This is a genomic window from Nocardiopsis sp. NPDC055879 (assembly GCF_053615935.1).
The window spans coordinates 1-23,102 of sequence record NZ_JBSHCT010000041.1; the positions used below are offsets into that span (position 1 = coordinate 1).

The window sequence follows — 23,102 nt, forward strand, 5'->3', positions numbered from 1 at the left end:
TCACACCACGATGAGCCCGTCCAAGATCGGGATGATCGTGCAAGCCGCGTTGGCGCTGACCAATATCGAGAAGCAAACTCGCTGAGATCACCTCACTGGGTATAAGTCTGACCCCGTGAGTCACACTCAAATACACCCTGACCTGCAAGGATGGCAGACTTCAGTCCGAGTGCGCCACTGGGGGCGCTGGCGTAGTCACAGGCATAGTCACAGGTAGGGCGATGCGCGTAGTCACAGGCGTAGTCACAGGAGCCCCCTGTTCGTGCACCCTCCCCGCCCCAAGAAGAGGGAATCGCACGAGAAAGACTTCCTCCGATTCACCGAGAATTCTTTTATCCCTCACTCAACCCGCCACACCACACCGGGGCCAATCAGCACGCCTTCGAGCGCACACACCGCACCTGAAGCACCCCAGGGTCCGCGCCCGCCCAGCGCCACGATTCCTCATATATGAGAACACATATTTGACCACGCAATTCTTCATCTGAGAATCGAATGCAGAAGGTGATGAACTGAGCAGATCTCCACCCAAGACGAGACCGAAGCCATGCACCCTTGAACACTTATAGGAATTGAGTCATACATGAGCGCTCAAGGAGCAGAGAAGGGGGCGGAGGGGCGGGCCGAGGAGGAGCCAGGAGGGCGGCACGTGGGGCGAGCAACCGAGGGGTCACCGCCGAGGCCGCCGCCCCCTACGTGAAGGTGAGTACCCACTGGGTATAAGTCTGGACGTGAGTCACACCCCTAAAACATAATCTGACCTGCGAAAATGAGTGTTTCAGGGGGGTCCACAGGGCGGGAGGGGGCGTTGGAGTGATCGGTGGAGGGTGCGTTGGAGTACTGATTCACTGGCTCTCGCACGCCCCTCAGTGCGAGCCAGGAGTAGGGGCGGAGGGTGTGAGACGGCCCGGTGAGACCTCCATGAGTCAGGTGCTGAGTTTGGCTTATGTGAGTATTGTCCAGCGCGGCAGCGCGGTGTCAAATCGCTGAATAAGCAACCCCACAACCTTTCTTTGACATTTTTATTATCGCGAAAACGCAGCGCCGCACCCTCATCGCCGTCGTAGGCCGCGCTAAGCCAGGGCAGGTGACCACCGGGAGAGTCTTACTCAGCACAACAGCCTCGGTCGACACCCACGACAGTCCCCAACAACCCCACCGGCCCCAATGCTGGCGGGCCAGGGCATCGAAACAGGGCCGCCCCTCGAAGGGAACGACCCTGAATCCTTCTAACCGAGGTCAGGCCACGGGTTGGCGCAGCGCCTGCCACTGACGCACCACTGCGGCCAAGTCACTCATATCCAAGAGCGGCTCGCCACCGCCCACTCCCGTACATCCGGGTGCCGAACCCTCTTGGCGAGGTGCCGGTGGCACCGGCTTCGCGCGAGGTCGGGCGTGCTGGTTCTTCTCGTGCACGGCCAGGTAGAGGCGCACGCCGCGCACCCCGTCATCGTCCTCACACCACCCACGCCGCCCCTTATACAACTCCCGCTGGCGGGGCAGGCCAGCCGCGTGCGTACCCGTGTGTGCCGCCCCCTCACGGGGACGGGGAACCTGTGTCCGCACCTGTCCCGCAGGCCGCCCCCGGCCAGGTTCACGGCCTTCAACCAGGCGCCGCGCCGGCAGCGGTTGACGCACCTCGACCACCGGTCGACTGCTCTGCCCGGTCGGGCTGCAGAACACGGTGGCGAGCACCGCCCCCAGGACCCAACGCAGATGCTCGCCCCAGCCCTGCCGGCGCTTGCGATGCCGCCCGCTATACTTTTCCACGATCTCCTCCTGCTGTATTCAGGTGGGAATCACGCCCCGGCCCGGTGTTCGCAGCACCGCGTCGGGGTGTCTCCACTTCTTTCTTCTTCATCAAGGTGTGGCCTGGTCAGGTGTCGATGGCCCCGAGGTCGTACGCCACCCGGAACCGCACTTTCCGCCCACGCCACATGAAGGGCACAAAAGCCCCATAACCTGCGAAGAATGCGCAGTTCCCGCAGGGCTGGTCGATGTTCGCTTGGGTGAGCGAGGTTCTTCAAGCCCGCACGAAAAAAGGGGCAGATTTCCTCAGCCCAGCGCCAACGTCGCCGTGCGGTCCGGGGACGGCGCCTGTTCCACCCTGGCTTTGTGCACACGACCCTTGATGAGGTCTCCGCTGACACCGAACTCCCGACCCAGAGCCGCGTAGGACTCCCCCGCTTCGAAGCGGGCCAGTAGCTCGCTGTTGGGCACCCCCAACTCCTTGGGAGGACGGTGGCCCTGTCGGGACACCACGCCTGCGGCCCTGCGCTTCAAGGCCCGCTGTTTGCGCAACCGCACCAGGTACATCACGTTCCGGTGCCGCGCCCCGGAACGGTCATAGCCCCACATCCTGGAGGGGGTCTCGCCCTCGTGCCACAGAGCGAAGAACGCCCGCCTGGCCCGCCCCAACGTCCGGGTGAAGGTCACCGCGTCCATGTTCACCGCACGCTCGGCTTGGCGGCGGTCGTCGTGTTCGGCCATCGCGGTCAACACCTGGCGGTGGGTCGGGGTGAGGGCGGTCCAGATCTGGGCCAGGGCGATGCGGTCCACCAGCAGGTCCTCGTGGGAGTGGGCGGGCGCCGAGGCGCTGGTCCAGTAGCGCACGAAGGCTCGGGAGACCAGCGCCTTGTCCTTTCCCCCAAACCGTGGGCTTTGCGGTCCTGATAGTGCTGGGCCTTCATCGCCTTCCACCCGATGGCGATCAGCTCGGTCTCCTCCGGACGGATCACCGCCAGATGCAGATGCTCGGCGATCGCCTCCCACGCGGTCTCGGCGCGGTGGACCATCTCCATGCCGTTCACCCACCGGCACTCCCGCGCCGCCCACACTGCCAACCGCACCACCTGGAATGCCGTGTAGCCATGCCCGACCAGGTCATCAGCCCTGGGACGAGGCAACAACGGCCCGAACTCATTCGAGCCGCCTGGCGCTCTCGAAGCACGCTTGGTGAGGCTGCAGTCGTCCGCTTCGGGGGAATCGGGCTCTGTTCTCGTGTTTGGCGGGGAATCGCAGTGTCTGCCGATGTCGGTGCTGTGTGGACTTCTCGCCGTTACTGGGCCGGTATCGGACGTTGTCGCTGGGGTCATAGGGCCACTGTCCGGAGAAACCGCTGACATCCCCATGACGGCGCGGGCATGGTGGTTATGACAAGCCGGTCATGGCGGACCTGGAGTCGGCGCCCGTAGTCTTCTGTGCCATCCACCCGCCCCGAGATTTCGAGTGGAAGGCACCCCCGTGTTCTGCGGAAACTGTGGTCGATGCCGTGACAGCGGCGACTGCTCGTGTGTGCCCGCGCGGTTCTGGCGCATCCCCCAAGTGCGGCGGGCCGCGGCCGAGGAAGACGCCAACTCCTTGATCCGCCTGCTGCTTCGCCACACCGAGCTGGCTCAGGACGCCATCGCGCGGATGTGCGACCTGTCCCAGACGATGGTCTCGCGAGTCCTGAGCGGCCAGCGGCAACTGCGTAAGCAGGAGACCGTCCAACGGGTAGTCGAGGGCATCACGCACGGATACGACATCCCCACCCCCATTATGGAGCGCGTCCCAGCGGAACTGGGTCTGGCTCTCAACAGCTCCGCACGGCAGACCGCCGACGTCCTGGGGCAGGTGGCCAACGTGGATGTGGAGGACATCCCCGGGGTGGAGCAGCAGCCACCGGCCTCGGCGGTCAGTTCCGCGGTACTTTCCTGGCTGGTGTCAGGACCCGTTTCCGGTCGGGTCAAGGCTCACGTCGCAGAGGGACCGGTCGCGGCGATCCGCAACGCGTCGGCGACGTTCTCCGCGTTGGACAACCGCTTCGGTGGTGACAACGCACGAGCGGCGGCGGTGCGCTACCTCAACGACACGGTGGTTCCGCTGCTTCGGGAGTCCCATTCGGAGAAGGCCGGCCGGACCCTATTCGCGGTGTCCTCGGAGTTCGTGCTCTCACTGGCGTGGATGTCCTACGATGCCCAGCGCAATGGAGCCGCCCGCCGCTACTTCGTTCAGGCCTTGGACCTGGCCGCGCACGCGGGCGACCGGCTGCTCGGGGCGAGTGTGCTCTCAGCGATGAGTCACCAGGCCAACTACGTCGGTGCGCACGCCGAGGCGCGGGATCTGGCCCGGGCGGCGTTGACCGGTGCCGGAGAGCGGGCAACGCAGACGATGCGGGCGCAGTTCCTGATGATGGAGGCGCGTGCCCACGCCTCCGGGCAGGACAAGTCCGCGTGTTTCCAGGCGATGAGCGAGGCGGAGCGGGCTTTCGGTCGGCGTGACCCAGGGTCCGATCCGGGGTGGATCGGCTACTTCGACCATGCGGAGTACTCCGACGAGGTCGCCCACTGCCATCGCGACCTGGGCCATGCTCATGTGGCGCGGCGGTTGGCGGAGCAGAGCCTGGCCTCCTCGGTCGGGGAGGAGTACGCGCGCAGCCGGGTCTTCACCCGTCTGGTGTTGGCGGCGGCCGTGCTGGGTCAGGGTGAGGTCGAGGAGGCCTGCCATCTGGGCTCCGTGGTGGTGCCGCAGGTGCGGGCGACGTCCTCGGCGCGGTGTGTGGGCTACCTCGACGCGTTCGCCCGGAGTGTGCGGCCCTATCACGGGCAGCCGATGGTGGACCGGTTCCTGAATCAGGCTCGGGCCGTGGTGTCGGCTGCTCAGTAGGGGTTCCACTCCCGTGGGCGTCGGGGGTCGGCCAGGTCGCTGATGCGCCGGTCGATTTCGGCGTCGATCTCGGGGTTTTCCCTACCCTTCTGGGCGATCCAGGTAGTCATGCGTAGTTCCCGAATCTGCTTGTAGAGGGGGTAGCCCTCCCAGGCGGTGACGTCGAACCCGTAGGCCTCGCAGAAGTCGGCGTACTCGGCTTCGCTGTGCCAGCCCAGGTCCCGGTAGAGGGCGGTCAGGACCAGGTCCCACTCGGGCGGTCCCCAGCAGATCCCGTCCAGGTCGAAGAGCACGACCCCATGCGGGGTGGCCAGGATGTTGCCGATGTTGGCGTCGCCGTGGATGACGTGGGTACCCAGCACCGGTTTCGTGGTCGGGAGGCGGGCAGCCAGGTCGCGATGGACCTCGCGCAGCTGGTCGCGTTGGGTGGGGCTGAGGCCGAGGGCGGTGTCGATGCGTTCGGCCACTCGGTCGAAGGGGTCCAGGTCGGGGAGCTTGAGGGTGAGTGGTGGGGTGAGGCTGTGCAGAGTGTGCAGGAGCCCGGCCAACTCCCGAGGTACGGTCCACTCCCCTTGAACCCCCTCCCAGAGGGTGACGACGGTGCCTTCGGCCAGGACGGGTTGCTCACCGAGCAGGGGGCGGCTCACGGGTAGGCCCTGTTCGGCCAGCCATCGGGCGGCCCGCACCTCCCGGTCGGCCTCCACCCACCTGGCCGCGGAGCGTTCGACTCGGGCGATGACAGCTCCCTCGTGCAGGCGGAACACCGCCCGTTCCCCCATCCGGATGAGTTCGGGCCCTTCGTGAGCCGAAGTCTCGGGGACGCCCAAGGCCTGGGTGGCGGTGTGGACGGCGCGCAGGGCGTGCTCGGTGAAATCCTCGGTGTGGGCCACGCGTCCCAGACTATGTCGGGGCCACGTGTCCACCCCGTGCCCGGATGAAGCACTTCGTGGTGAGGGGTGGACGGGGTGGGTCACCTGGTGGTGAGGGCCGTGCTCATGCGGTGGACTCGGTCGGTTTGGGGGAAGGTGAGCCAGTCCCACTCCCCTTCTTCGGCCCCCATCCAGGTGGCCAGGCAGCGGCGGAAGAACTGGGAGGGTGCTCCGGTGGCGGTGCCGATCCAGTCCTGGTCGGGTGTGCCCAGGGCGAGGTAGGAGCGTTGTGTCTCCTCCACCAGTCGGCGAGAGGCGCTGATCCAGTCCGCGCAGGGCCCCATGGTGACCGGTGCCGGGATGTGGTCAAGGAAGCGCTGGTGGTCGCGGTCGGTGGCTACGACGTGGATGTGGGTGTGGTCGTAGCAGGCCCCGCCCTTGTCTCGGAAGTCGAGGCTGCCGTGTTCGAAGATGAGGCTGTCCAGGCCGCTGCGTTCTCGGATGAGTTCGGTGACCTGGGGAATCAGTTCGCGAAGGTCGGCGTGTTCGGCCTCGTCCAGCCAGCCCACGGACAGGGTGTGGCGTTTGGAGACGATGAGCAGGTACCAGTCGGTGAGTGCGCCGATGCAGGGCATGACGACGAAGTGTTCGCTCTCCAGGAGCACGTAGTCGGCGCGGGTGCGGGCCAAGCCGAGGTCGTAGAAGAGGTTGGAGTCGTCGCCGCCTTCCACCTCGCAGCAGAAGGTACAGATCTCGCTCAGGGTGGTCTCGTGCACGGGGTCCTCCGGGTTAGAACAGGGTGGGCGCGGCGGTGGGAGCGTCCTCGGCGGTGGCCGGGGCGAGGGATCGGCCGATGAGCCTGCTCAGGTCGGCGCAGTGGCGGGGCGCGTCGAGTTCGGGGTCGGTGGAGAACACGGCGACGGGGCCGGCTGCCCCGGTGATGTGCATTCGGTGGGTGCCCTGGGTGAGGCCGTCGGGGTAGGCGAGGACGGGGGCGGATTCGAAGACGGTGGTGGAGCAGGCGGGTCGTACCCAGGGTTCAGGGGCGGCGAGTACTTCGGTGCCAGGCTGTTCGTCGGCGATCTTGTTCAGGTAGGGGGTGACCTGGGCTGCGAGGCCGGTCAGCTTCGTGATGAGGGCGGTGGTGTCGATGCTGTTCTGGAGGCCGAGGACCTTGCGTCGGGACTGGACCTGTTGGGGCAGTGCGAAGTGCTGGGAGACGGCGGACTCCAGGGTGCGGACCGTGGCCCCGTCCTTGGTACGGGCCAGGTAGAGGGCGGCGACGGGTCCCTGCTCGGCCAGTCGGCTGCGGCGGCGTGAGTCGGCGGCGGTGCCGACCTTGGTCGTGCCGTTGGCGAAGACGTCGAGGTAGAGCCAGTGCGGCTGCTGGAGGTAGTCGCGGATGTTCTCGGGCAGCGCGTCGGGGGTGCGGTGGGCTTGGTGGGCGGCGATGAACCCCTCCTTGTACTGACAGCGTCGGCACTGTTTGCCCCGGGTGACGACCTCGTCGGTGCGGCAGCGCACGTGCCTGCCCTCGGGTCCGGTGAGGTCGAACCAGCCGATGCAGCGGCGCTCTTCCCCTTCGACCCGGAAGGTGTGTTCGCCCAGGAGGGGGTGGAGCAGGCTGTTTTCGGAGTGGTCGGGGTCGGTGGTGCGGAGGCGCGGGGTGTCGGTGTCGCTCCAGTCCAGGCCGAGAAGGGTGACGGGTGCGGTCGGGTTCATGCCAGGCTCCGGTGCAGGATCGTTTCGATGTGGTGCAGGCAACGGCGGCGCCGGGTGGCGACCGGGGTGCTGCGTTCGGCGTACAGGCCGTGCTCGTGGGTGCCGTTGAGGTTGTCGGTGACGATATGCAGGTAGTCGAAGGGCACCTGGGCGGTGGCCGCCGCGAGGGCCATGTGGCCGATCTCGGGGTCCACCACGTCGAAGTGTGCACGGTTTTGCTCGAGCCAGGTGCGGGTTTCATCCAGGACGCTGGGGACCGTGATGTGCCGGGCCCGGTCGTGCAGTCCGGGCAGTGTGGGGTCGAGGTCCAGGGCGCTCTTCCAGGAGAGGGGGTGGCCCTTCACCTGGCTGGTGGTACCGGTGACGATGACGGTGTTGGGTTCCATGTCGGGCTGGAGGCCGCCGAGTTTGCCCACGTAGAGCACGCCTGAGGTGTGGCCGCGGGCGATCAGGGCGGTGACCAGGTCACCGGCGAGGTCACCCCAGAAGCTGAACTCGCACCCCAACAGGAGCACGGTGAAGTTGCCGACGCGGACGGTGCGCCAGCCAAAGCCCGGGCGGTGGCTCCAGCCGGGGCTGGAGGCGGGTGGTCGGGTGAGGAGGGGTTCGACGTAGCCGAGGATCGCCAAGTCATGTGCGGGCAGGTTTCGTGGGAGCCAGTGGTCGACGAAGGCCAGCCCTTGTCCGGGGACGGGGTGCTCAACGGTGATCTCGGCCGGTAGGTCCGTCATGGCGCAGGCCGCGCGTAGAAGCTCCGCGTAGTGGTGGGTGTAGTCCTGGCCGGGAGGGACGACGCAGTGCAGGACTCCGTCGGCGAGGGTGAAGTGGGGGCGGCGCCAGTTGAAGCGTTTGCCCACGCGTTTGTCACCGCCGAGAAGGAAGCTCAGGGAGCGGTTGGGGTAGACCCATATCCGTCCACGAGCGGCGGTGAGCAGGTCCAAGGGGATCTTGGGGAGGACGTAGTCCGGGAGGCGATCGCCCATGGTGTGTTCGCTGGCCAGGACGGCGCTGGTAGCGGTGGTGTTCACGCGTTGACCTCTCCACGCAGGAGGGGCAGGAGATCCGTTTCGTCTGCGGTGCTGGGCAGGGTGTGGACCAGTGCCGGATGTGCGCCGAGCAGTTCCTCCAGGGCGCGGGCAGTACAGGTCTGGTAGTCGGTGAAGTCGTCCGTGGAGGTCGTGGCTCGCTTGGTGGTGAAAGCGCCGTGTTCGGAGGGTTTGGAGGTTCCAGCCCTGCGGGTGGTGGCCACCTCCGCCGTGGTGGTGAGCAGGACGATCCGGTCAGGCTGTGGCAGGGCGGAGAACACGTCTTCGGCCTGGGACACGAGACGATCGTCGCCGGACAGGGTCATGCGGGCCTGGTGTTTGAAGTACCAGCCGTCGACCACCACCGGCCGGGCCCGGTCAAGTGCGGGTGCCACGTGGGCGTGGTGGAACAGCGTGTACCAGGCCATCAGGGAGTGCAGCCAGTAGTGCGCCGGGTAGTCCCAGACCGGTTCAGCGTGGTCGTAACCCCAGGTGAGGTCGTGCAGGAGGGCAAGGCGCCGGTCCAGCCATGTGTTCCCGGTTCGGGGCGGGTGGTCCTTGCGCAGGGCGGTGACTTGGGAGGTGGCAGTGGTCAGGTGGGACAGCAGGTGGCTCTTGCCCGCGCCATCGATGCCCTCAATCGTCCAGAACTCAGCCATGGGCGCTCCTGACGGTGATTCCGGCTTCGCGAAGGTTGATGGCCAGGTGTGAGAGCAGGCCTGAGCGCAGGTACACCTCTCGGGTTCCGGTCTGGTGGAGTCGGTCGATGAACGTGGCCAGGCGGGCGTGCTCCTCGCGGGCGACGGACACGTCGAGCAGAACGGGACCGTCGGGTAGGGGTGCGTCGGTCGAGGAGAGCGGGGCCGTGTTGATCGGAGGTGCGGGGGTGTCTTGTTGCCAGGTGTCAGGCTCGGGCACACTGCTGCGGATATTCTGGGCGGAGAGTCCGTAGCGGCTGGAGTGGTGCAGCTTGAGACCGAACGGATGACCCAGGTCGTCGCGAAGGGCGGACAGGTGGCGGCGGTGTTCACGAACCCATGCCACGAGGGTGGCGATCTGCCAGTCATCAACGCGGGCCGGTCGTTGTCGGGTTCCGTGGTGGGGGTCGTGGAAGCGAGCCGTCTGGAGACGGGTGTCCGGGACGGTGAGTTCGAGGCCATCGTCCTTGAACACCAGGACGGCGGGGGTCAGGCGGCTGTCCAGCTCCCAGATTCCGGGGACGATCTCGGCCACCACCACTGACTCGTAGACCGCGAGTTCGACAGAGAAGAGCACCTGCTCGTATGGCTGCACCAGTACAGACAGCCCCGGAGTGAGATCAATGATCCACTTCGCCGCGGCTGCGGGTGTGGCGCCGACCAGGCGAGGCAGGTTCCGCTCCTCGGAGATGGCCGCGGTGCGCACCACCAGGAGTCGGTACTCGCCGAAACTCTCGCGCAAAGCCCGAGTACTCATCTGGTGCGGTCGCCGCACGACACGGATCGGTACGCGCAGTAGCCCGTGGGCTTCGAGGGCGTTGACGGCCTCGATCTTGTCCCCATCGCTCATGAGGCCCACTCCAGGGCAGCACGTGTGATCGGGCGGACCTGGAGCACCAGGACGGTCGCGCCGGTCCAGGCCCACTCCACGTCGACATCGAACCCGAAGTGGGTGCTGAGCTGTAGGCACAGGGGGTGGAGCTGCGCGGTGAGGGCGAGGCTCGGGACCTGCTCGAGGCCGGTCGATGCCCTGAACCGGCGGGCGTCACGCCGAGCTCGCATACGCAACGGCATCCCGGCGGTGGCTCCGTCCGGGTATGGGGATGCTTCGACCAGCAGGCGGTCCTGGCTGAGGAAGGCCACACCGTACAGGGTTGCTGCCACCTGTTCCTGAACCAGGACGCATCCACCCGATTCAGCTTCCAGGTCCTCCTGTGTGAACAGGTCCTGGTCGATGACTCGAGCCAGTGCGGAGGCGTCGGGCGGACAGTTCAGCAGCGACAGCGACCGCCCCGCTCGGGCACACTTCAGCCCGTCCTCCAGGGCCGAGCTGGTACGAACCACGACTCGGCGGGGCCGGTAGAGCTCCAACCACGTGCGGAGTGAGGCGATCGCTTCGCTGGTTCCATGCGCCAGAGCCGCAGTACTGAGACAGAGCCCCGGAGGCACGGGGAGCCCGAGGTCAGCGACCTGGCTCAGCCGCGCCGCCTTGTGACCCCACATGTCGGGGTCCAACCGCTGTGAGAGCAGGTCAGCGACCATTGCGCCACCTACTCTCGACGCGGATCGTCAACCCGAAGGCTGCTTCCTTGAATCCATCCATGCGCCCACTGTGGCCAGCACAGAGGGGCCATCCCATGACCAGCCAGTCATAGATTCACCAACGTGGGGCAGCGGCTCCATCGTGAGTGACGGGAGGCGATCCCTGCACGCCACAGGCTCTCCATCGCACCCGGCACAAAACAGGTCCGGGCGCGCGGCCTAACTTCGGACGGTCCGTGCTGGGATTGGGTGTGGTCCGAGACGGGAGCACGGCCGCTGTACCGCGCTGGGCTCGTAGAGCACCACCGGAAGTCCGGTCCTTCGGCTCATCCCCACTCGAGTGGGGATGAGCCGGTCATCTGCCCGATCCTGCACTGCCAGTCGGTGGTGGCCCCGGCTACCGTTGGTGTCCCCGCTGATCCCTGTACACCCCCACATGCGGAGGCCCCTGTGCGCACCCCCATGACCCTAGCGGCCGCAGCCGCCGTCCTGCTGATCGCCGGTGCTTGTTCGAGCGACGAGGACAGCGGGCAGCCTGAGTTCGATACTAACGGGGCCGCAGCCGAAAACCCCGGCGACACTGCGGCCGAAGAGGACCAGGAGGAGGACGGCACGGTCATCCTGGACTTGGAGGAGACCCACACTTACGACGACGGGTTCTCCATCCGCCTGTCCGACTTCGAGCGATTCAACGAACAGGACGAGGGCTACAGCAACGACGTCGACTGGTTGGCGTTCACCGTCACCTTCACCAACGGCAGCGAAGCTCCGGTGGAGATCGACCGGATTATGCGCAACTGCCAGGTAGACGGGAACACCAGCGATTACGAAGCGTTCGACCACCTCGCCTACGACTGGCCCAGCATGATCCAGCCCGGCAGTACCGGTACCTGGCAGCCTGCCTGCGAGATGGCCACGGACGCAGACGAGCTCCAGTGGGACATGGCTATCTTCACCCCCAACGACGAGGGCGGTCCCTCCTACCCGACCGTGTACTGGACCGGAACGGTCGACTGATGGAGTCCGTGACCCAGAACTGGGAGTCCATCCTCGTGGTGGCCTCGGCGCTCGTCGCTGTCGGCGCTATGATCGCGTCCTTCTCTCAAGCCCGCAGCGCCAAGGGAGCCGCAGCCGAGGCGAAACGTTCGGCCGACGCGTCGGAGACTAGTGCGGAAGCAGCTGCACGATCCGCGGCTGCTGACGAGGAGATAGCCCGGATCACCCGAGAGGCGGCGGCAAGAGACGCGCTCAGGGCAAATCCGTGGAAGGTGCAGCCGGTGGGCCAGTCCCGGCGCAACGTTGTGGATGTCCATCAGTACGCGTTGATTGATGCCAGCGATGAGAGCGTGATGAACGTGATCCTGAAAGGTGTGGGCGATACGCGGTTTCAGGATGGTGAGACCGTCCGTGCTGGTGGGAAAAGGTCGTTCTACGCTCGCGGTGGCACTTTCGTGACCGTAGCGTGGGAACGTCACAATGGTGCGCGATACTCGGCGGAGTACAGCGTGTAAGTCTGTGCCCCCACCAGCCAGTAGCTAGTGGGGGTTTCACACTCGTAACACCACATTTTGCATATTGGGATACACAAAATTGCCGGCACCCAAGAAGCCCATGACTCTCGCCACCCAGGGCAGCACGTGATGGTTTTTGAATCTCCCCTAGTCGGCTTCACCGCTCGTTGGGATACCCTAGCTCTCCGAGATAGCAGATCCTGCTACGCACCCCAGCTGCAAAATGCTCCCAGTCGAGCTGTCTTACTGGCTCGACTGGGTTCGGGGAATCTTTTGAGGAGGTGACGTAACAAACGGAGTCGTACAAAGACTCGTCGATGAGCCGTTGACAGAAAATCCCGAACCTGTCCTGGTATGAAGTCCCATGCCAGATGGGGTCAGGGGAGAGAGCCCCCTTCTTCGCAATGCTGACCGGGCGCTGGGAACCTTCAGCATCTTCCATGATGAAGAAGTACCCCAACCACGGCTTCTCGCCTGGATACAGCTTTGCCAGAGCCGCGTGGCGGAGGTCAACAGCGCTCCCCAGGGCCTCTTCCACCCGATTATTATAGTTGTTACCGAATGACGGACCACCGAGAGCCTTGAGTTCAAAAGCTGCTACCAGAGTCTCCCCCATACTGACGACCACGTCCCACTGTTTCTGCGGTCGAAAATACCCAGGAAGCTCCAACCCTTGCTTCTTCTCAACTCGAATGGAATCTTTGGGGTAACCAGCTTCGAGAAAAAACTTCGCGATCAGCCCTGCGACACTATCGAAGTGTTTACCGGCCCTGACTGAACTAGCTGTTCCAGCGCCGACAGCACCCTTGATCTTGGAAAGATCGCTCTGCGTGCTCTTCACGCCCCAGTACTGGGCGATGGCGTCCTCGAAATCCTGACGGGTGACCGCCAACCTGTCCTCCTAGTCGGGAAGATGATCCAGGCCGTAGGCGTCCAGCGCCGCTCGTGTTGCTGCTTCCACATCACGGTCCTTGAAGGCCTCGGCCAGCTGCAACCGGACTTTATCGCTCAGGTCGGACAGTTGAGGAACCCGGATCTTACGCAAGTACTGGGCCTGGAACCGCAGGGTGCCACCACGCATCTTGACCGCGTAGGCCTGAACGAAGGCCTGCGCGATCTTAGAGATCAACAACCCTCCCAAAACCTCCAGGTCCCAGACGTCAGAGACGATGTAGTAGAGGTTGTGGTGAGGGTAGACGCCCTCCTTGTCAAGAACCGGGTGGATGGTGGTCTTCATGTCCGGAAGCAACAGCTTCGGTTTGCCCACCAAGGCATGATCGACCTTGTCAATGGTCTTGTACCAGCACTCAGGCTGCTGGACCGCAACGTAGCGTTTACGGAGCAGGTGAGCGTTTTGCGCGAGGTAGGAGCGCAGGCGCGGGAATCGCTCCAGGTCAACCAATTCCCCGTTCCGGGTCCAGGGGTTGACCAGGTAGTTTCCCTGCCATTGGTAAGTGCCGGTCTTGGTATCGCGGACCATGGCCAGGGGCAAGAGCCGGTCTTCCTCTACCAGGTTGGCATCGGTGGTGATGAAGACTTTGTCCGCACCGGTGGCTACCCCGATGCCGACCCGGGTACCGGCCGTGCGGTCCTCTAGGACGCTGAACCGGTCGTTGAGGTCTTCCAGCATGGCCAGACGTGCTGGGGAAGCCGCGGGCCAGAGTTCGGTTCCGGAGAACCAGTGCGGCAGCCGTGCTGCTTGGTAGGTCTGTGTCTCGACGACCTGGCTTTCAGGCTCCAGGCTCCAGTCGTAGAGCTCTCGTGCCTCAACCTGAGAGAAGCCCTTCCTGGTGTCGGCCGCCACAGCGCTGCCCTGCTGCTGCTTGCTGAAGATGGTGATGGCGGGATAAGCGGCCACCTGTTCCTCGAAGGCGTCCACGTCATGCATGGTCAGTACGAAGTCAACGCTGAAGCCGGAGGTCACGAGCTCGCGTAGACGTGCTCCGTACTGGTTGTGCATCCACCGGTCCGCGCAGATGAACCCGAGCTGCCCCTGTTCCCGGAGGGTGTGCAAGGCTGCTTCGTAGAAGCCGACGTAGATGTCAGCTCGGCCGCCCATGGTGGGGCATGCTGCCCGGTATCGCGCCATGCGCTCGCGGGGAACGTCTTCGAGGCGGATGTAGGGCGGGTTACCAACGACGAAGTCCACGGCTTGGCCGCGGTGGTGCATCAGGAGGTAGTCGCCTTGGGTGATCCAGGCTTGAACAGAGCTCTCAACCGTCGGCTCATCCCACCCTTGGGTCCGCATCTGAGTACGAATCAGGTCCCGGCTGGCCTTAACGTTCGCTTCGAGCAAGTCGAAAGCTCGTAGCGCTTGCTTGGCTTCGCCCAGGTCGCGGTTGCGCAGCTTGCAGGAGTCGCTGAGCCGTTGCACGATCGGACCGAGGAACGCTCCGCTTCCGCACGCGGGCTCCACGATCGTGAGCGTGGCGAGGTCACGCTCGGGGGTGTAGCCCACCAGGTCCAGGATGAGCTCAACGACCCATCCGCGCGTGAACACCTCCCCATGAGTGATGGCCTCACGCATCGAGGAGGGAAGTCGTTCGGCGGCATCTCGCAGGTCAACGGTAGTCACGAGACGACTCTATAGCGTCATTCTCCCCGCCCGTTCCCGGCGGAAATCATGGCTTCGACGTATGCCTCAGGGTCGAGGGCAGTTAGAGGCGATCCGAGCCCACGCCGTAGCCTCCACTGCAACCGGCACAAGACGAGGAGGAGTGACTCACCTCGGTGCGATGGGATTATGGCGGTTTAGCGAGAGGGAAGGATACGTTGGCCGATCGGGTGGATTTTATGCTGGCCGACCTGCGAGAGAAGTATGAGGCGATGCCCGCCGCACAGGCCTTCACACGCCTCTACGACGACCCTGAGTGGGGTCACATGTTTGCAGTCCTCCATAGGCGGCTGAACGAGCACTTCATCGACATCAACGGACGCGCCAAGACCACTCACCATTACTGGGCCGACAACAGCAGGGACTTGCTCGCGCTCATCGAGGAGATCGAGCTCGACCTGCATATCCTGAAGAGGGCAGGCTTTGAGGTGGCACTAGCCGACTCCTACCAGGATGCGCTGGATCGATGTCGACCATGGCTTTCGCCAAGCGGGGGCAGTGCGGTGCCGGAGGACTTTGAGCTCATCGAGGTCATCCGTTACGAGCAAGTCTTCGCCCATGCGGCTAAGAGCGTGAGGCTCAAGAAGCAGGAGGCTGCCGTAGAGCTGAAGATGGTGGGGAGCGGGTCCTACGCCCACGTCTACTCCTACGTCGACCCCGACTACGGCATCAAGTTTGCGGTCAAGCGGGCGAAGAAAGACCTGGACGAGCGCGAATTGCACCGCTTCAAGCAGGAGTTTGAAGTCCTGAAGAAGCTGAGATTTCCCTACGTGGTGGAGGTCTACCGTTATAACGAGACCCGAAACGAGTATCGAATGGAGTACTGCGACACAACACTCCGGGAGCACATCAGTAAGAAGAACGCTACGATGTCCTTCGCAACTCGCAAGCGCATTTCCTTGCAGTTCCTCTACGGGATCAACTACCTTCACCACCGGGGGTTGTTGCACCGTGACATCAGCATCCAGAACATACTGCTGAAAGTCTTCGATTCCGAGGCCGTTCTGGTGAAGCTCTCGGACTTTGGGCTCGTGAAGGATCAGGCGAACGAGTTCACCCGGACCCAGACTGAGATGAAGGGGACGATCCGGGACCCGATGCTTTGTAGCTTCAAGGACTATGGGGTTGTGAACGAGATGTACCCGATCGCGCATGTCCTGGCCTATATCTTCAAAGGCAGAGAGTCACTCCCCACAGCTGATGACACTGTGGGGCGGATCATTCATAGGTGCGCCGTAAACGACCTCGCCCAGCGCTACCAGAATGTCGTCGATTTGATCGCAGACGTTGAGCGGTTGGAGGCACCGCCGAAGCAAGCGATGGTCTGACGAGTTGGTGCGTGGTAGCGGATGAGGCTTCACTGAAGGGTCGTGGCATGCTCTGGCCGTGGCGATCAAGCTTAACCGCTGTGCTGGGGATCGGTCAGAGCCCCGCAGCATCAGTCCCGCCTCGTCATCCAATGCCGTCAGCAACTACACCACACCGACTGGGTACCTGCTGTCCTAAGTTCAGCGGTGCCCCGCTCCCGTGAGTGCCGGGAGGCGATCCCGGCACACGCCGCAGCCTCCACCAACCTCGGTACGAGACAGAACGCCTCGTTGGGAGTGGCCGGAACCGGCAAAAATCACCTCGCCTAAGACGTACGCCCTACTGTCGCTCTTATGTCTACCCTCCCCGGCTCCGATGAGGCCCTGGATCTGCCCGACTTCCTGCTGAGGGTCATACCTGAGGAATGGACCCTTGCCTGGATCCTCGGCCCAGCGTTCATCGCTTTCCTCGTGATCAGCGCAGCACGTAACTGGTGGCTCGGTAAAGACGGGATCGGCCGCCTGATCATGACAGCCTGGATAATCGCCATCCTGGCTGTCATCGCTATGACAGCCCTAGTCTGGATAGTGCTGGGACAACCCGGCCTGCGCCTGCCCGAGGAACTCTCCCCCCGTGCCTTGGACGCGGTCGCCACCCGCGCCTTCGCGATCGTGGCCGGCCTGGCGGGGGTGGCCCTTCTAGCTATTTCCTACCGCCGACAACGCTCAACCGAAGATGAAGGTCTTCGGGCCACAGAGACCGCCGACCGCGAGACCACACGCCTGTTCACCGAACGCTTCGACTCAGCTAGCGACAAACTCGGCAGCGAGCACGCTGCGGTGCGCCTGGCCGGAGTCCACGCCCTGGCTCATCTCGCCGACGACGCACCCAGCTGGCGCGAAGAACTGGTCCAAATGGTCATCGACGTGCTCTGCGCCTATCTGCGCCTGCCTCACAACCTCCCGCCCAACCCCCTTCCAGAGGAGGCAGACCAGGACATGCGGGAAAAGCAACGTGAACAGGAACTGGAATATGCGGCCGCGCGGGAGGTGCGCCACACCATCCTGCGTATCTTCCGTAGCCGCCTACGCGACCACACCCGCTGGCGAGATAAAGACTACGACTTCACTGGTGTGGTTTTTGACGGTGGCGACCTGTCCAAATCCTGTTTCACCGGCGGCAAGGTCACTTTCGTCGGATCCCAATTTACTAATGGCAAGTTCACTCTTGCTGGAGCCGAGTTTAGAGGCCTGACCCAGTTGAGCTTCACTGGCGCCGAGTTCACCGGAGGAACGGTCAGTTTCGCCGGAGCCTCGTTCGACTGCTATTTCACTTTCTCAGAAGCACTCTTCAACGGCGCCGAGGTATCCCTGGATTATGCCATTTTCTCCAGAAGTCACGGAGACTTCGCCCACGCCGAATTTTCCAAGAGCCAAGTCAGTTTCATGCACACCGATTTCCGCAACCACCGTGTCAACTTCACCGATACCACGTTCACAGGAGGGAATGTGAACTTCGCCCACGTGCACGGTCCGATTCCCCGAGGCCTTACAGAGGCTTCCAAACGAGGAACCCCAGGTGTAATCACCCTCCCCCCGGAATGGCTCTCCGAAAAGACCTCATAAAATAGAAATTCTCACCCTGAGCCACAGCGTGTTCGATCGACTCGAGCGCGGCCGCCAGCGGAATGGCCTCGACCCTCTGCCTTCACTCATCCACCGCCGGGCACGATTCTCAGTACAGGCTTATCCAGAGAGGACGTGGAGCCAGCGCGTTCACCTTGTCGTGAGGTGAAGGACAGACCGAACATCAGACCGTTCAGTTCAGCCAGAGGCATATGGAGCTCTTCTGCGACACCACGAGGATGCTGTCCCTTCTTACGCAGAAGCGCGAAAACCTTAGGGAGCACCTGGGAGGTCTCCCGCGCAATACCGTCGGGCTCGCCCCGCCGATACCCCAATTCGGCAAGCTGTCGGCAGGTGGACCGGTACTGCCAGTCGCTGAGCAGGTCTAGGTCGTGGAGTCTATGGGACAGAGCCATGGCCGAGACACGCCAGATCGCCTTGGCCTTGAGGACTTGGTCCACCTGGCTGCTGTCGGGCATGCGGGCAACCACGTCCGCACGGGGCATGAGGAAGGCACTCGCGAACTGATTGGCCTCGCGTTCGGCCTCAGGCCCTTGCAGGGGGCGTTCATGGCCGTGCATCACCAAGTGACCGAGTTCGTGAGCCGCATCGAAGCGCCCGCGCTCGCCGCTCTTAGCCGTGTTGAGGAAAACGTAGGGGGTGGAATCGCGCCAGAAGCTGAACGCGTCCACCTCCTGATGCTCGGTGTCCAAGGAGAACACACGGATACCGCGGGCCTCCAACAGGTGCACCATGTTTGGGGCCGCGGTATCGCCCAAAGCCCACAGCGACCTGACCATCTCGGCAGCTGCCTCGGGGGAAGGTTTGCCATAGGTCGGCACCGAGGGTTCTGGCAGGGTGAAGCGCGCACTCAGCCAGTCGTTGAACTCGATCGCCAACGCGGCCTGGGCTCGGACGGCCTTCTGTTTGCGCATGGAAGTCTTGGTGCGTGCTCTAAAAGCCACCGCTTGAGAGGGCACCTCTTCGACCTCATCGGCTTCGAGAAACTCGAGTGAGAACCCGAGAGCTTCGGCGATCTTGCGCAGCGTTTCCCGCGTGGGGGTGGCATGGGCGTTCTCGTAGTTGGAGAGGCTCTGTTGGGAGATCCCAGCCGTTTCCGCCAATCGCGCCAGGGTGAGTGCTCGGCGTTCCCGTGCGAGTCGGATGCGTGACGGCGTGGCCATGGTGTGTCGCCCTGTCGGTGTTCGGGGCCGGCCGGGTGCTAGGGCCGGTGGCTTTCGTGGTCAGCGGAAGTCGATCGGGATGTGGAGTCCCTCGGGTCCTTCGCCGTCTTCGGGGAAGTCCACCGCATCGAACCGCAGCGGAGGTAGGGGGATGCGGTCATACCAACCGCGGATGTGTCCGCGCTCGTCCGGCGAGTGGGGCAAAGACAGTTCACTATGCCAGACGATGTTCCCGGGTTTCGGCTCCTCGGTGCGGTGGGTTAGGAAAATCCATACCTGGACCTCGTCAAGGTCGCTGAGTTCGACCGCGTCGGGTTCTTCGACCGGTCGCTCTTCGGAGAAGAGCATGAGCTGTTCCGCGTCGCTCCCACTCGCCAGGAGGAGACGCCCGTTGGGTCCCCTGGGATGTTTGGTGCGGGGGGTCTCATGGGGGTGACCGGTGTGGTGATCGCCGGACAGAGTTTGGAAAGCGAGCGTGTGGTCGGGGTTGACGGTGAGATCCATCTTGAGATGGAAGGCGTTCTCCCAGCCATGGCGGGCCTTTTGTTCCGAACGCAGTCCGGCGAGGCACTCCTGATAAGCGTACCAACCGGGCGCTGCTTTGCCGTGGTCGCCGGTGGTTCGACGATGTCCAGCCTCTGCCATACGCAGGGCTCTCTCCAGGACCGGCCAGGATGTTCCCAGTCGGGTGAGGCGCTCGTGGTATTCGTCCGGGGCATGCGCTGGGTTGAGCACTCAGTACCTCTCAGAAGCAGAGACTTGAAGAAAATCTACCACGTTCGTGGTTACTTTTCTTCAAGTGCCGTGAAGGTATGTCTGAGAGCGTGTTTGAGAAGGGTGGGTAACGGTCCGGGCACTTCACCCGCGCCATGCTCGCCAAGCCGTGAGCATGGCCACCATGCCGCGACGCCCGACCTACCCCTCTGACCTGACCGATGAGCAGTGGGCCCTGATCGAGCCCCTGCTCCCACCGGCCAACACCGGCGGCAGACCCGAGAAGCGCCCCCGCCGCGACGTGGTGAACGCGATCTTGTACGTGGTGCGTACCGGCTGCTCTTGGCGGTACCTGCCCGTGGACTTCCCGCCCTGGCAGACCGTGTATTGGTACTTCTCCCGCTGGGAGGAAGCCAAGGTCACCGAGCAGGTCATGGCCGTGCTGCGCCGCCGGCTGCGCACTGCACAAGGACGTGGGGACGAGCCCTCGGCGGGGATCATCGACTCCCAAAGCGTCAAGGGCGCCGACACCGTCGGCCAGCCCACCCGTGGCTATGACGCGGGCAAGAAGGTCAACGGCCGCAAGAGGTTCATCGTCACCGACAACCTGGGATTGTTGCTGGTGGTGTGTGATGGCCGCCTCGGTCCAGGACCGCGACGGGGCCAGGACCAACCTGTTGAGCCTGTACCTGTACACACCGGTGCGATTCGTGTTCGCCGACGCGGGGTTCGCTGGACGGCTGGTGGCCTGGGCCGAGAGGTTCGTGGCCACAACGGTGCACATCGTGCGCAAGGCTCCAGGCCAGATCGGGTTCGCGGTGATCCCGCGCAGGTGGGTGGTGGAGCGCTCGCTGGCGTGGTTGACCTCCCACCGGCGTCTGGCCAGGGACTACGAGCGTGACCCCGCGGTGTCTGAGGCCATGGTGCGCTGGGCCGCGATCGGCCAGATGGCCCGCCGCCTCGCACGAGAACGTGACGCCGTTCGTCAGCAGGCGTGGACGGGCTAGGACCTCGTTTCCTGACCCTTCTCAAACACGCTCTCAGAGAAGACTCAAGAGATGCTGTCCAGTCTTGATTTTCCCGTTTCGCACTCGTCTTGGTGTTCCAGGTGCCAGTATGTCTTCATGTTCACTTTACTCTCTCTTATAACCACTGCTCTGAGCTTGGGTGTTGTTTTCATCGCAGTCTTAAGGAATGCCTCATCTCTAGCCGGGGCCGTGGCTGACCTCTGGAAAGTCGTGGCTGACCTCTGGAAAAAAATTACGGATATCCGCCAGTGGCGTGAAACACGTTCATCCACTAGTGACGAACAAGCAGACCAGGCGCTCTCCTACCTAACGAGAAAGGTACGAGACAGAGCCGAGGCGGGAAAGAACGTCCTAGCAGCCGATGAGGCTCGTCTTGTCAAGACGTCCTGGAGCCTCGCCTTTGAGGCCATGGATCACCCAGATCATGCTTTAAAAAACACGGAAGAGTTCACTGTGAGCTCCTCCGATTCTCCGATACTCGCAGATTTTTTTCTAAACAAAACGAGATACCAAAGGTTGGCGGTTATTGGCGCCAGTGGTATCGGAAAAACAACGATTTCAATGGGCCTGTGTGAAGCTATACTCACGAAGAGAGAGAAAGACTGTTCGGCACCAGTTCCGGTCTTGGTTAACGCCTCCAGTTGGTGTCTGGAGGATGGAGGGCGGATGATCGACCAGGCTGACCGGAGCATCCAACGGGAGTATCCGGACCTACGCACTAAAAGGGCGACCTATGGGGCGACTCCGATACGCGAACTGCTTCTGCGGAAACAGATTATTCTGATAGTCGACGGCACAGACGAACTGGGGCGCCACTGGTGTACGAGGTTCCTGGATCAGGTCGACGCCGACGCTGAGCGTCCCTTCATCCTGCTGTGCCGTTCGGATGAGTACAACGAAGCGCTTCCCCCCAGGGGTGTGGTGGCCAATATGGCGGTACTGAAAGCGGCTCCTATCGGCACAGAGGAGCGGGTCCGAAGCATCAGGGCAATGCTCAGCCCGCCCCAGTTGAGGGAACCAAACTGGAAGTTCTTCCTCGATGAGGTGTCCGATTCCCCCCAGGGAACACTCACCCAGGCACTCGACACGCCTTTCAAGATCTGGTTACTACGGGTCAACTACATCGATGCAGGGGAGAACCCCTCCGTGTTGCTGGACCGAGAGAGGTTTCCAGCAGAAGTAGACCTTCGCGCCCATCTCATTAGTGGCTTGATCCCCGCTCTCATGAAGCGATCACTGAAGGGTAACCACCAAAGGCTCAAATTCATCAATCCTCAGGAAGCGAAAAAGTCGCTGGGGTATATCGCCCACTTGATGTGGCGCGCGAAGACAAGCGCCTTCGAGTGGTGGAGGTTGCCCTCTCTTGTGGGGCGCAGACAAGCGGATCTTGCTTTCGCAACAGTGGTCTGTGGTGGCTCTTTCGCATTCCTCTGCCTCGCCTCCATTGGATTTTTCATCCAAGAGGCTGGCTCTGGCATTCGTCCCGATCTCTCCGCCCTGGTTCTTCAGATCATGCTGGTCGGTATGCTATTTTCCCTGTTGTTCCTCGCGGTATACAGAGGAGGAACCAAGAGCGCACTTGACGCCAAGCCTCGAATTGGGCAATCAGAACCGCGCATCCCTGGCGATGTCCTCCGAGGGGAGATGAGATCCTTCCTTCTCACTCCACTGAAGCTGGCTTTCCTGATATGGAGTCTCTTCCTGGCAGCATTCCTGATACTTGGAATGTGGATGGTGGATCACATAATCGAACACGATCCGGGTTTTAATACCATGATATCCACTGGTCATGTGACACGATCAGAGATCATCAAACTGTTTCTTTCCAATGTGATCATCGTGTCCATTTTCGGGGCATTAGCACCCGTTTTCTTTGTTCTTATATTCAGTTTTTTCAGGGGGCTGGAGAGAAGTGCAGGACTGCTGTGCTTCATCGTTTCCTTGGCTCTTTCTGTTGCCGGTCGACTACCTTTCCGTTGGTTGGTGTTCCTTCAAGAGATGCATAGCCATGGCGTGATGCGTGTCTATGGTGCGTCCTACCAGTTCCGTCACGCTGAACTGCTTGAGCACTTGGCGTGGTGGCACCGAACACAGCATGTGGGGAGACGACGGATGGGTCTCTATGACGCCGGGCGCTGGCTCGCCGTGGGGACAGCGACGGCCATCGCTGTCGGCGGGGTGCTCTGTACCATCGTCGCTTGAGCGGGTTCGGAGCTCGGCGCGGTTCAGGAACGGGACTCACACGAGTGTGGCGAGAGGTCTGTTAGTTCATCCTCCTGGTTGAGGAGGTCTCCGGCAGGTGCATGGAGAACCTCGCGAGGTTCCATCGGATGCCGACAACGGGCCGTGTGCGCTCCGTTTGTGCTCCGCAGTTTTGGACCAGGGCGTCACCAGGCGGTACCCCTTGACACGAAACGACAGCAGTGTTCGGATGGATTGGGACGAAACGGCACCCTGTGGCACGTACAGGCACGAAAGCATCGGACTTCTAATCCGACGGTCGCAGGTTCGAATCCTGCCGGGTGCGCCACAAAACCCCAGTTCAAACGGGGTAAGCGAGGACCTCGGAAGAGGTCCTCGCGGCGTTTTCGGGCGATGTGTGCTCCTGGTGTGCT

General features: G+C 63.1%; 20 protein-coding genes and 1 tRNA gene. 8 read left to right on the forward strand and 13 right to left on the reverse strand.

All coding sequences use genetic code 11. The features are described from left to right. Window positions 1–1,239: 1,239 nt before the first annotated feature. Both ACWGKS_RS28430 and ACWGKS_RS28435 read right to left on the reverse strand, forming a co-directional pair. The gene (locus tag ACWGKS_RS28430; protein WP_452456547.1) at window positions 1,240–1,443 is read right to left on the reverse strand and encodes a hypothetical protein; all 204 of its coding nucleotides are present in this window, start codon (window positions 1,441–1,443) and stop codon (window positions 1,240–1,242) included. Window positions 1,444–2,055: 612 nt separating this feature from the next. Continuing rightward, window positions 2,056–2,613 carry a hypothetical protein gene (locus ACWGKS_RS28435; protein ID WP_452524709.1) on the reverse strand — a complete coding sequence of 186 codons (558 nt, stop codon included), beginning with the start codon at window positions 2,611–2,613 and terminating at the stop codon, window positions 2,056–2,058. Window positions 2,614–3,324: 711 nt separating this feature from the next. On the opposite strand from ACWGKS_RS28435, the gene ACWGKS_RS28440 reads away from it, so the two are divergent. Next, window positions 3,325–4,647 (forward strand): hypothetical protein, encoded by a 1,323-nt coding sequence (locus ACWGKS_RS28440; RefSeq protein ID WP_452524736.1) that lies wholly within the window; start codon window positions 3,325–3,327, stop codon window positions 4,645–4,647. Here ACWGKS_RS28440 and ACWGKS_RS28445 read toward each other — a convergent pair. From ACWGKS_RS28445 to ACWGKS_RS28475, 7 genes are all read right to left on the reverse strand, one after another. Further along, window positions 4,641–5,537, reverse strand: a complete 897-nt coding sequence (locus tag ACWGKS_RS28445; protein WP_452524711.1) for a phosphotransferase enzyme family protein — start codon at window positions 5,535–5,537, stop codon at window positions 4,641–4,643. The two genes, ACWGKS_RS28440 and ACWGKS_RS28445, sit on opposite strands and share 7 nt — an antisense overlap. An 80-nt stretch (window positions 5,538–5,617) precedes the next feature. Further along, a complete protein-coding gene (locus ACWGKS_RS28450) occupies window positions 5,618–6,292 on the reverse strand; it encodes an HIT domain-containing protein (RefSeq protein ID WP_452456544.1) in 675 nt (224 codons plus the stop codon). A 13-nt stretch (window positions 6,293–6,305) separates the two neighbouring features. After that, complete coding sequence (locus ACWGKS_RS28455; RefSeq protein ID WP_452456543.1) at window positions 6,306–7,238, reverse strand: DUF2797 domain-containing protein; 933 nt, start codon at window positions 7,236–7,238, stop codon at window positions 6,306–6,308. Further along, entirely contained in the window at window positions 7,235–8,266 is a 1,032-nt protein-coding gene (locus ACWGKS_RS28460) for a hypothetical protein (protein ID WP_452524713.1), read from the reverse strand. Before ACWGKS_RS28460 ends, ACWGKS_RS28455 begins: the two co-directional genes overlap by 4 nt. Continuing rightward, window positions 8,263–8,922 (reverse strand): thymidylate kinase, encoded by a 660-nt coding sequence (locus ACWGKS_RS28465; protein ID WP_452456541.1) that lies wholly within the window; start codon window positions 8,920–8,922, stop codon window positions 8,263–8,265. The genes ACWGKS_RS28460 and ACWGKS_RS28465 overlap by 4 nt, the downstream gene beginning before the upstream one ends. Continuing rightward, complete coding sequence (locus tag ACWGKS_RS28470) at window positions 8,915–9,811, reverse strand: hypothetical protein (RefSeq protein WP_452456540.1); 897 nt, start codon at window positions 9,809–9,811, stop codon at window positions 8,915–8,917. The genes ACWGKS_RS28465 and ACWGKS_RS28470 overlap by 8 nt, the downstream gene beginning before the upstream one ends. Further along, the gene (locus ACWGKS_RS28475; RefSeq protein WP_452524716.1) at window positions 9,808–10,503 is read right to left on the reverse strand and encodes a pyruvate phosphate dikinase; all 696 of its coding nucleotides are present in this window, start codon (window positions 10,501–10,503) and stop codon (window positions 9,808–9,810) included. Before ACWGKS_RS28475 ends, ACWGKS_RS28470 begins: the two co-directional genes overlap by 4 nt. A gap of 450 nt (window positions 10,504–10,953) precedes the next feature. On the opposite strand from ACWGKS_RS28475, the gene ACWGKS_RS28480 reads away from it, so the two are divergent. Then, window positions 10,954–11,520, forward strand: a complete 567-nt coding sequence (locus ACWGKS_RS28480; protein WP_452524717.1) for a hypothetical protein — start codon at window positions 10,954–10,956, stop codon at window positions 11,518–11,520. Window positions 11,521–11,528: 8 nt separating this feature from the next. After that, window positions 11,529–12,014: a hypothetical protein gene (locus ACWGKS_RS28485; protein ID WP_452524719.1), complete on the forward strand. Its 486-nt coding sequence runs from the start codon at window positions 11,529–11,531 to the stop codon at window positions 12,012–12,014. A gap of 157 nt (window positions 12,015–12,171) precedes the next feature. Here ACWGKS_RS28485 and ACWGKS_RS28490 read toward each other — a convergent pair whose 3' ends face one another. Then, a complete protein-coding gene (locus tag ACWGKS_RS28490; RefSeq protein ID WP_452524721.1) occupies window positions 12,172–12,906 on the reverse strand; it encodes a PaeR7I family type II restriction endonuclease in 735 nt (244 codons plus the stop codon). Window positions 12,907–12,915: 9 nt separating this feature from the next. After that, window positions 12,916–14,589, reverse strand: a complete 1,674-nt coding sequence (locus ACWGKS_RS28495) for an Eco57I restriction-modification methylase domain-containing protein (RefSeq protein ID WP_452524723.1) — start codon at window positions 14,587–14,589, stop codon at window positions 12,916–12,918. Between the two features lie 218 nt (window positions 14,590–14,807). Between ACWGKS_RS28495 and ACWGKS_RS28500 the strand changes: the two genes are divergently transcribed. Together ACWGKS_RS28500 and ACWGKS_RS28505 are read left to right on the forward strand one after the other, a co-directional pair. Then, window positions 14,808–15,956: a protein kinase family protein gene (locus ACWGKS_RS28500; protein ID WP_452524725.1), complete on the forward strand. Its 1,149-nt coding sequence runs from the start codon at window positions 14,808–14,810 to the stop codon at window positions 15,954–15,956. A 333-nt stretch (window positions 15,957–16,289) separates the two neighbouring features. Continuing rightward, on the forward strand, window positions 16,290–17,561 hold the full coding sequence (locus ACWGKS_RS28505) for a pentapeptide repeat-containing protein (protein ID WP_452524726.1): 1,272 nt from the start codon (window positions 16,290–16,292) through the stop codon (window positions 17,559–17,561). Between the two features lie 86 nt (window positions 17,562–17,647). On the opposite strand, the gene ACWGKS_RS28510 is transcribed toward ACWGKS_RS28505, so the two are convergent. After that, window positions 17,648–18,745, reverse strand: a complete 1,098-nt coding sequence (locus ACWGKS_RS28510; RefSeq protein ID WP_452524728.1) for a helix-turn-helix domain-containing protein — start codon at window positions 18,743–18,745, stop codon at window positions 17,648–17,650. Between the two features lie 60 nt (window positions 18,746–18,805). After that, window positions 18,806–19,390 (reverse strand): hypothetical protein, encoded by a 585-nt coding sequence (locus ACWGKS_RS28515; protein WP_452524730.1) that lies wholly within the window; start codon window positions 19,388–19,390, stop codon window positions 18,806–18,808. Window positions 19,391–19,634: 244 nt separating this feature from the next. Between ACWGKS_RS28515 and ACWGKS_RS28520 the strand changes: the two genes are divergently transcribed. The 3 genes from ACWGKS_RS28520 to ACWGKS_RS28530 all read left to right on the forward strand — a co-directional run bounded on the left by ACWGKS_RS28520 (window position 19,635) and on the right by ACWGKS_RS28530 (window position 23,017). Beyond that, window positions 19,635–20,466, forward strand: a protein-coding gene (locus tag ACWGKS_RS28520) for an IS5 family transposase (protein ID WP_452524732.1) whose coding sequence is annotated in 2 segments (ribosomal slippage) — window positions 19,635–20,089 and window positions 20,088–20,466 — 834 coding nt in all. Because the reading frame shifts where the segments join, the coding sequence is not laid out codon by codon here. Window positions 20,467–20,583: 117 nt separating this feature from the next. Further along, a complete protein-coding gene (locus tag ACWGKS_RS28525) occupies window positions 20,584–22,689 on the forward strand; it encodes a hypothetical protein (RefSeq protein ID WP_452524734.1) in 2,106 nt (701 codons plus the stop codon). A 247-nt stretch (window positions 22,690–22,936) separates the two neighbouring features. Then, a tRNA-Arg gene (locus ACWGKS_RS28530) sits at window positions 22,937–23,017 on the forward strand. Window positions 23,018–23,102: the final 85 nt, after the last annotated feature.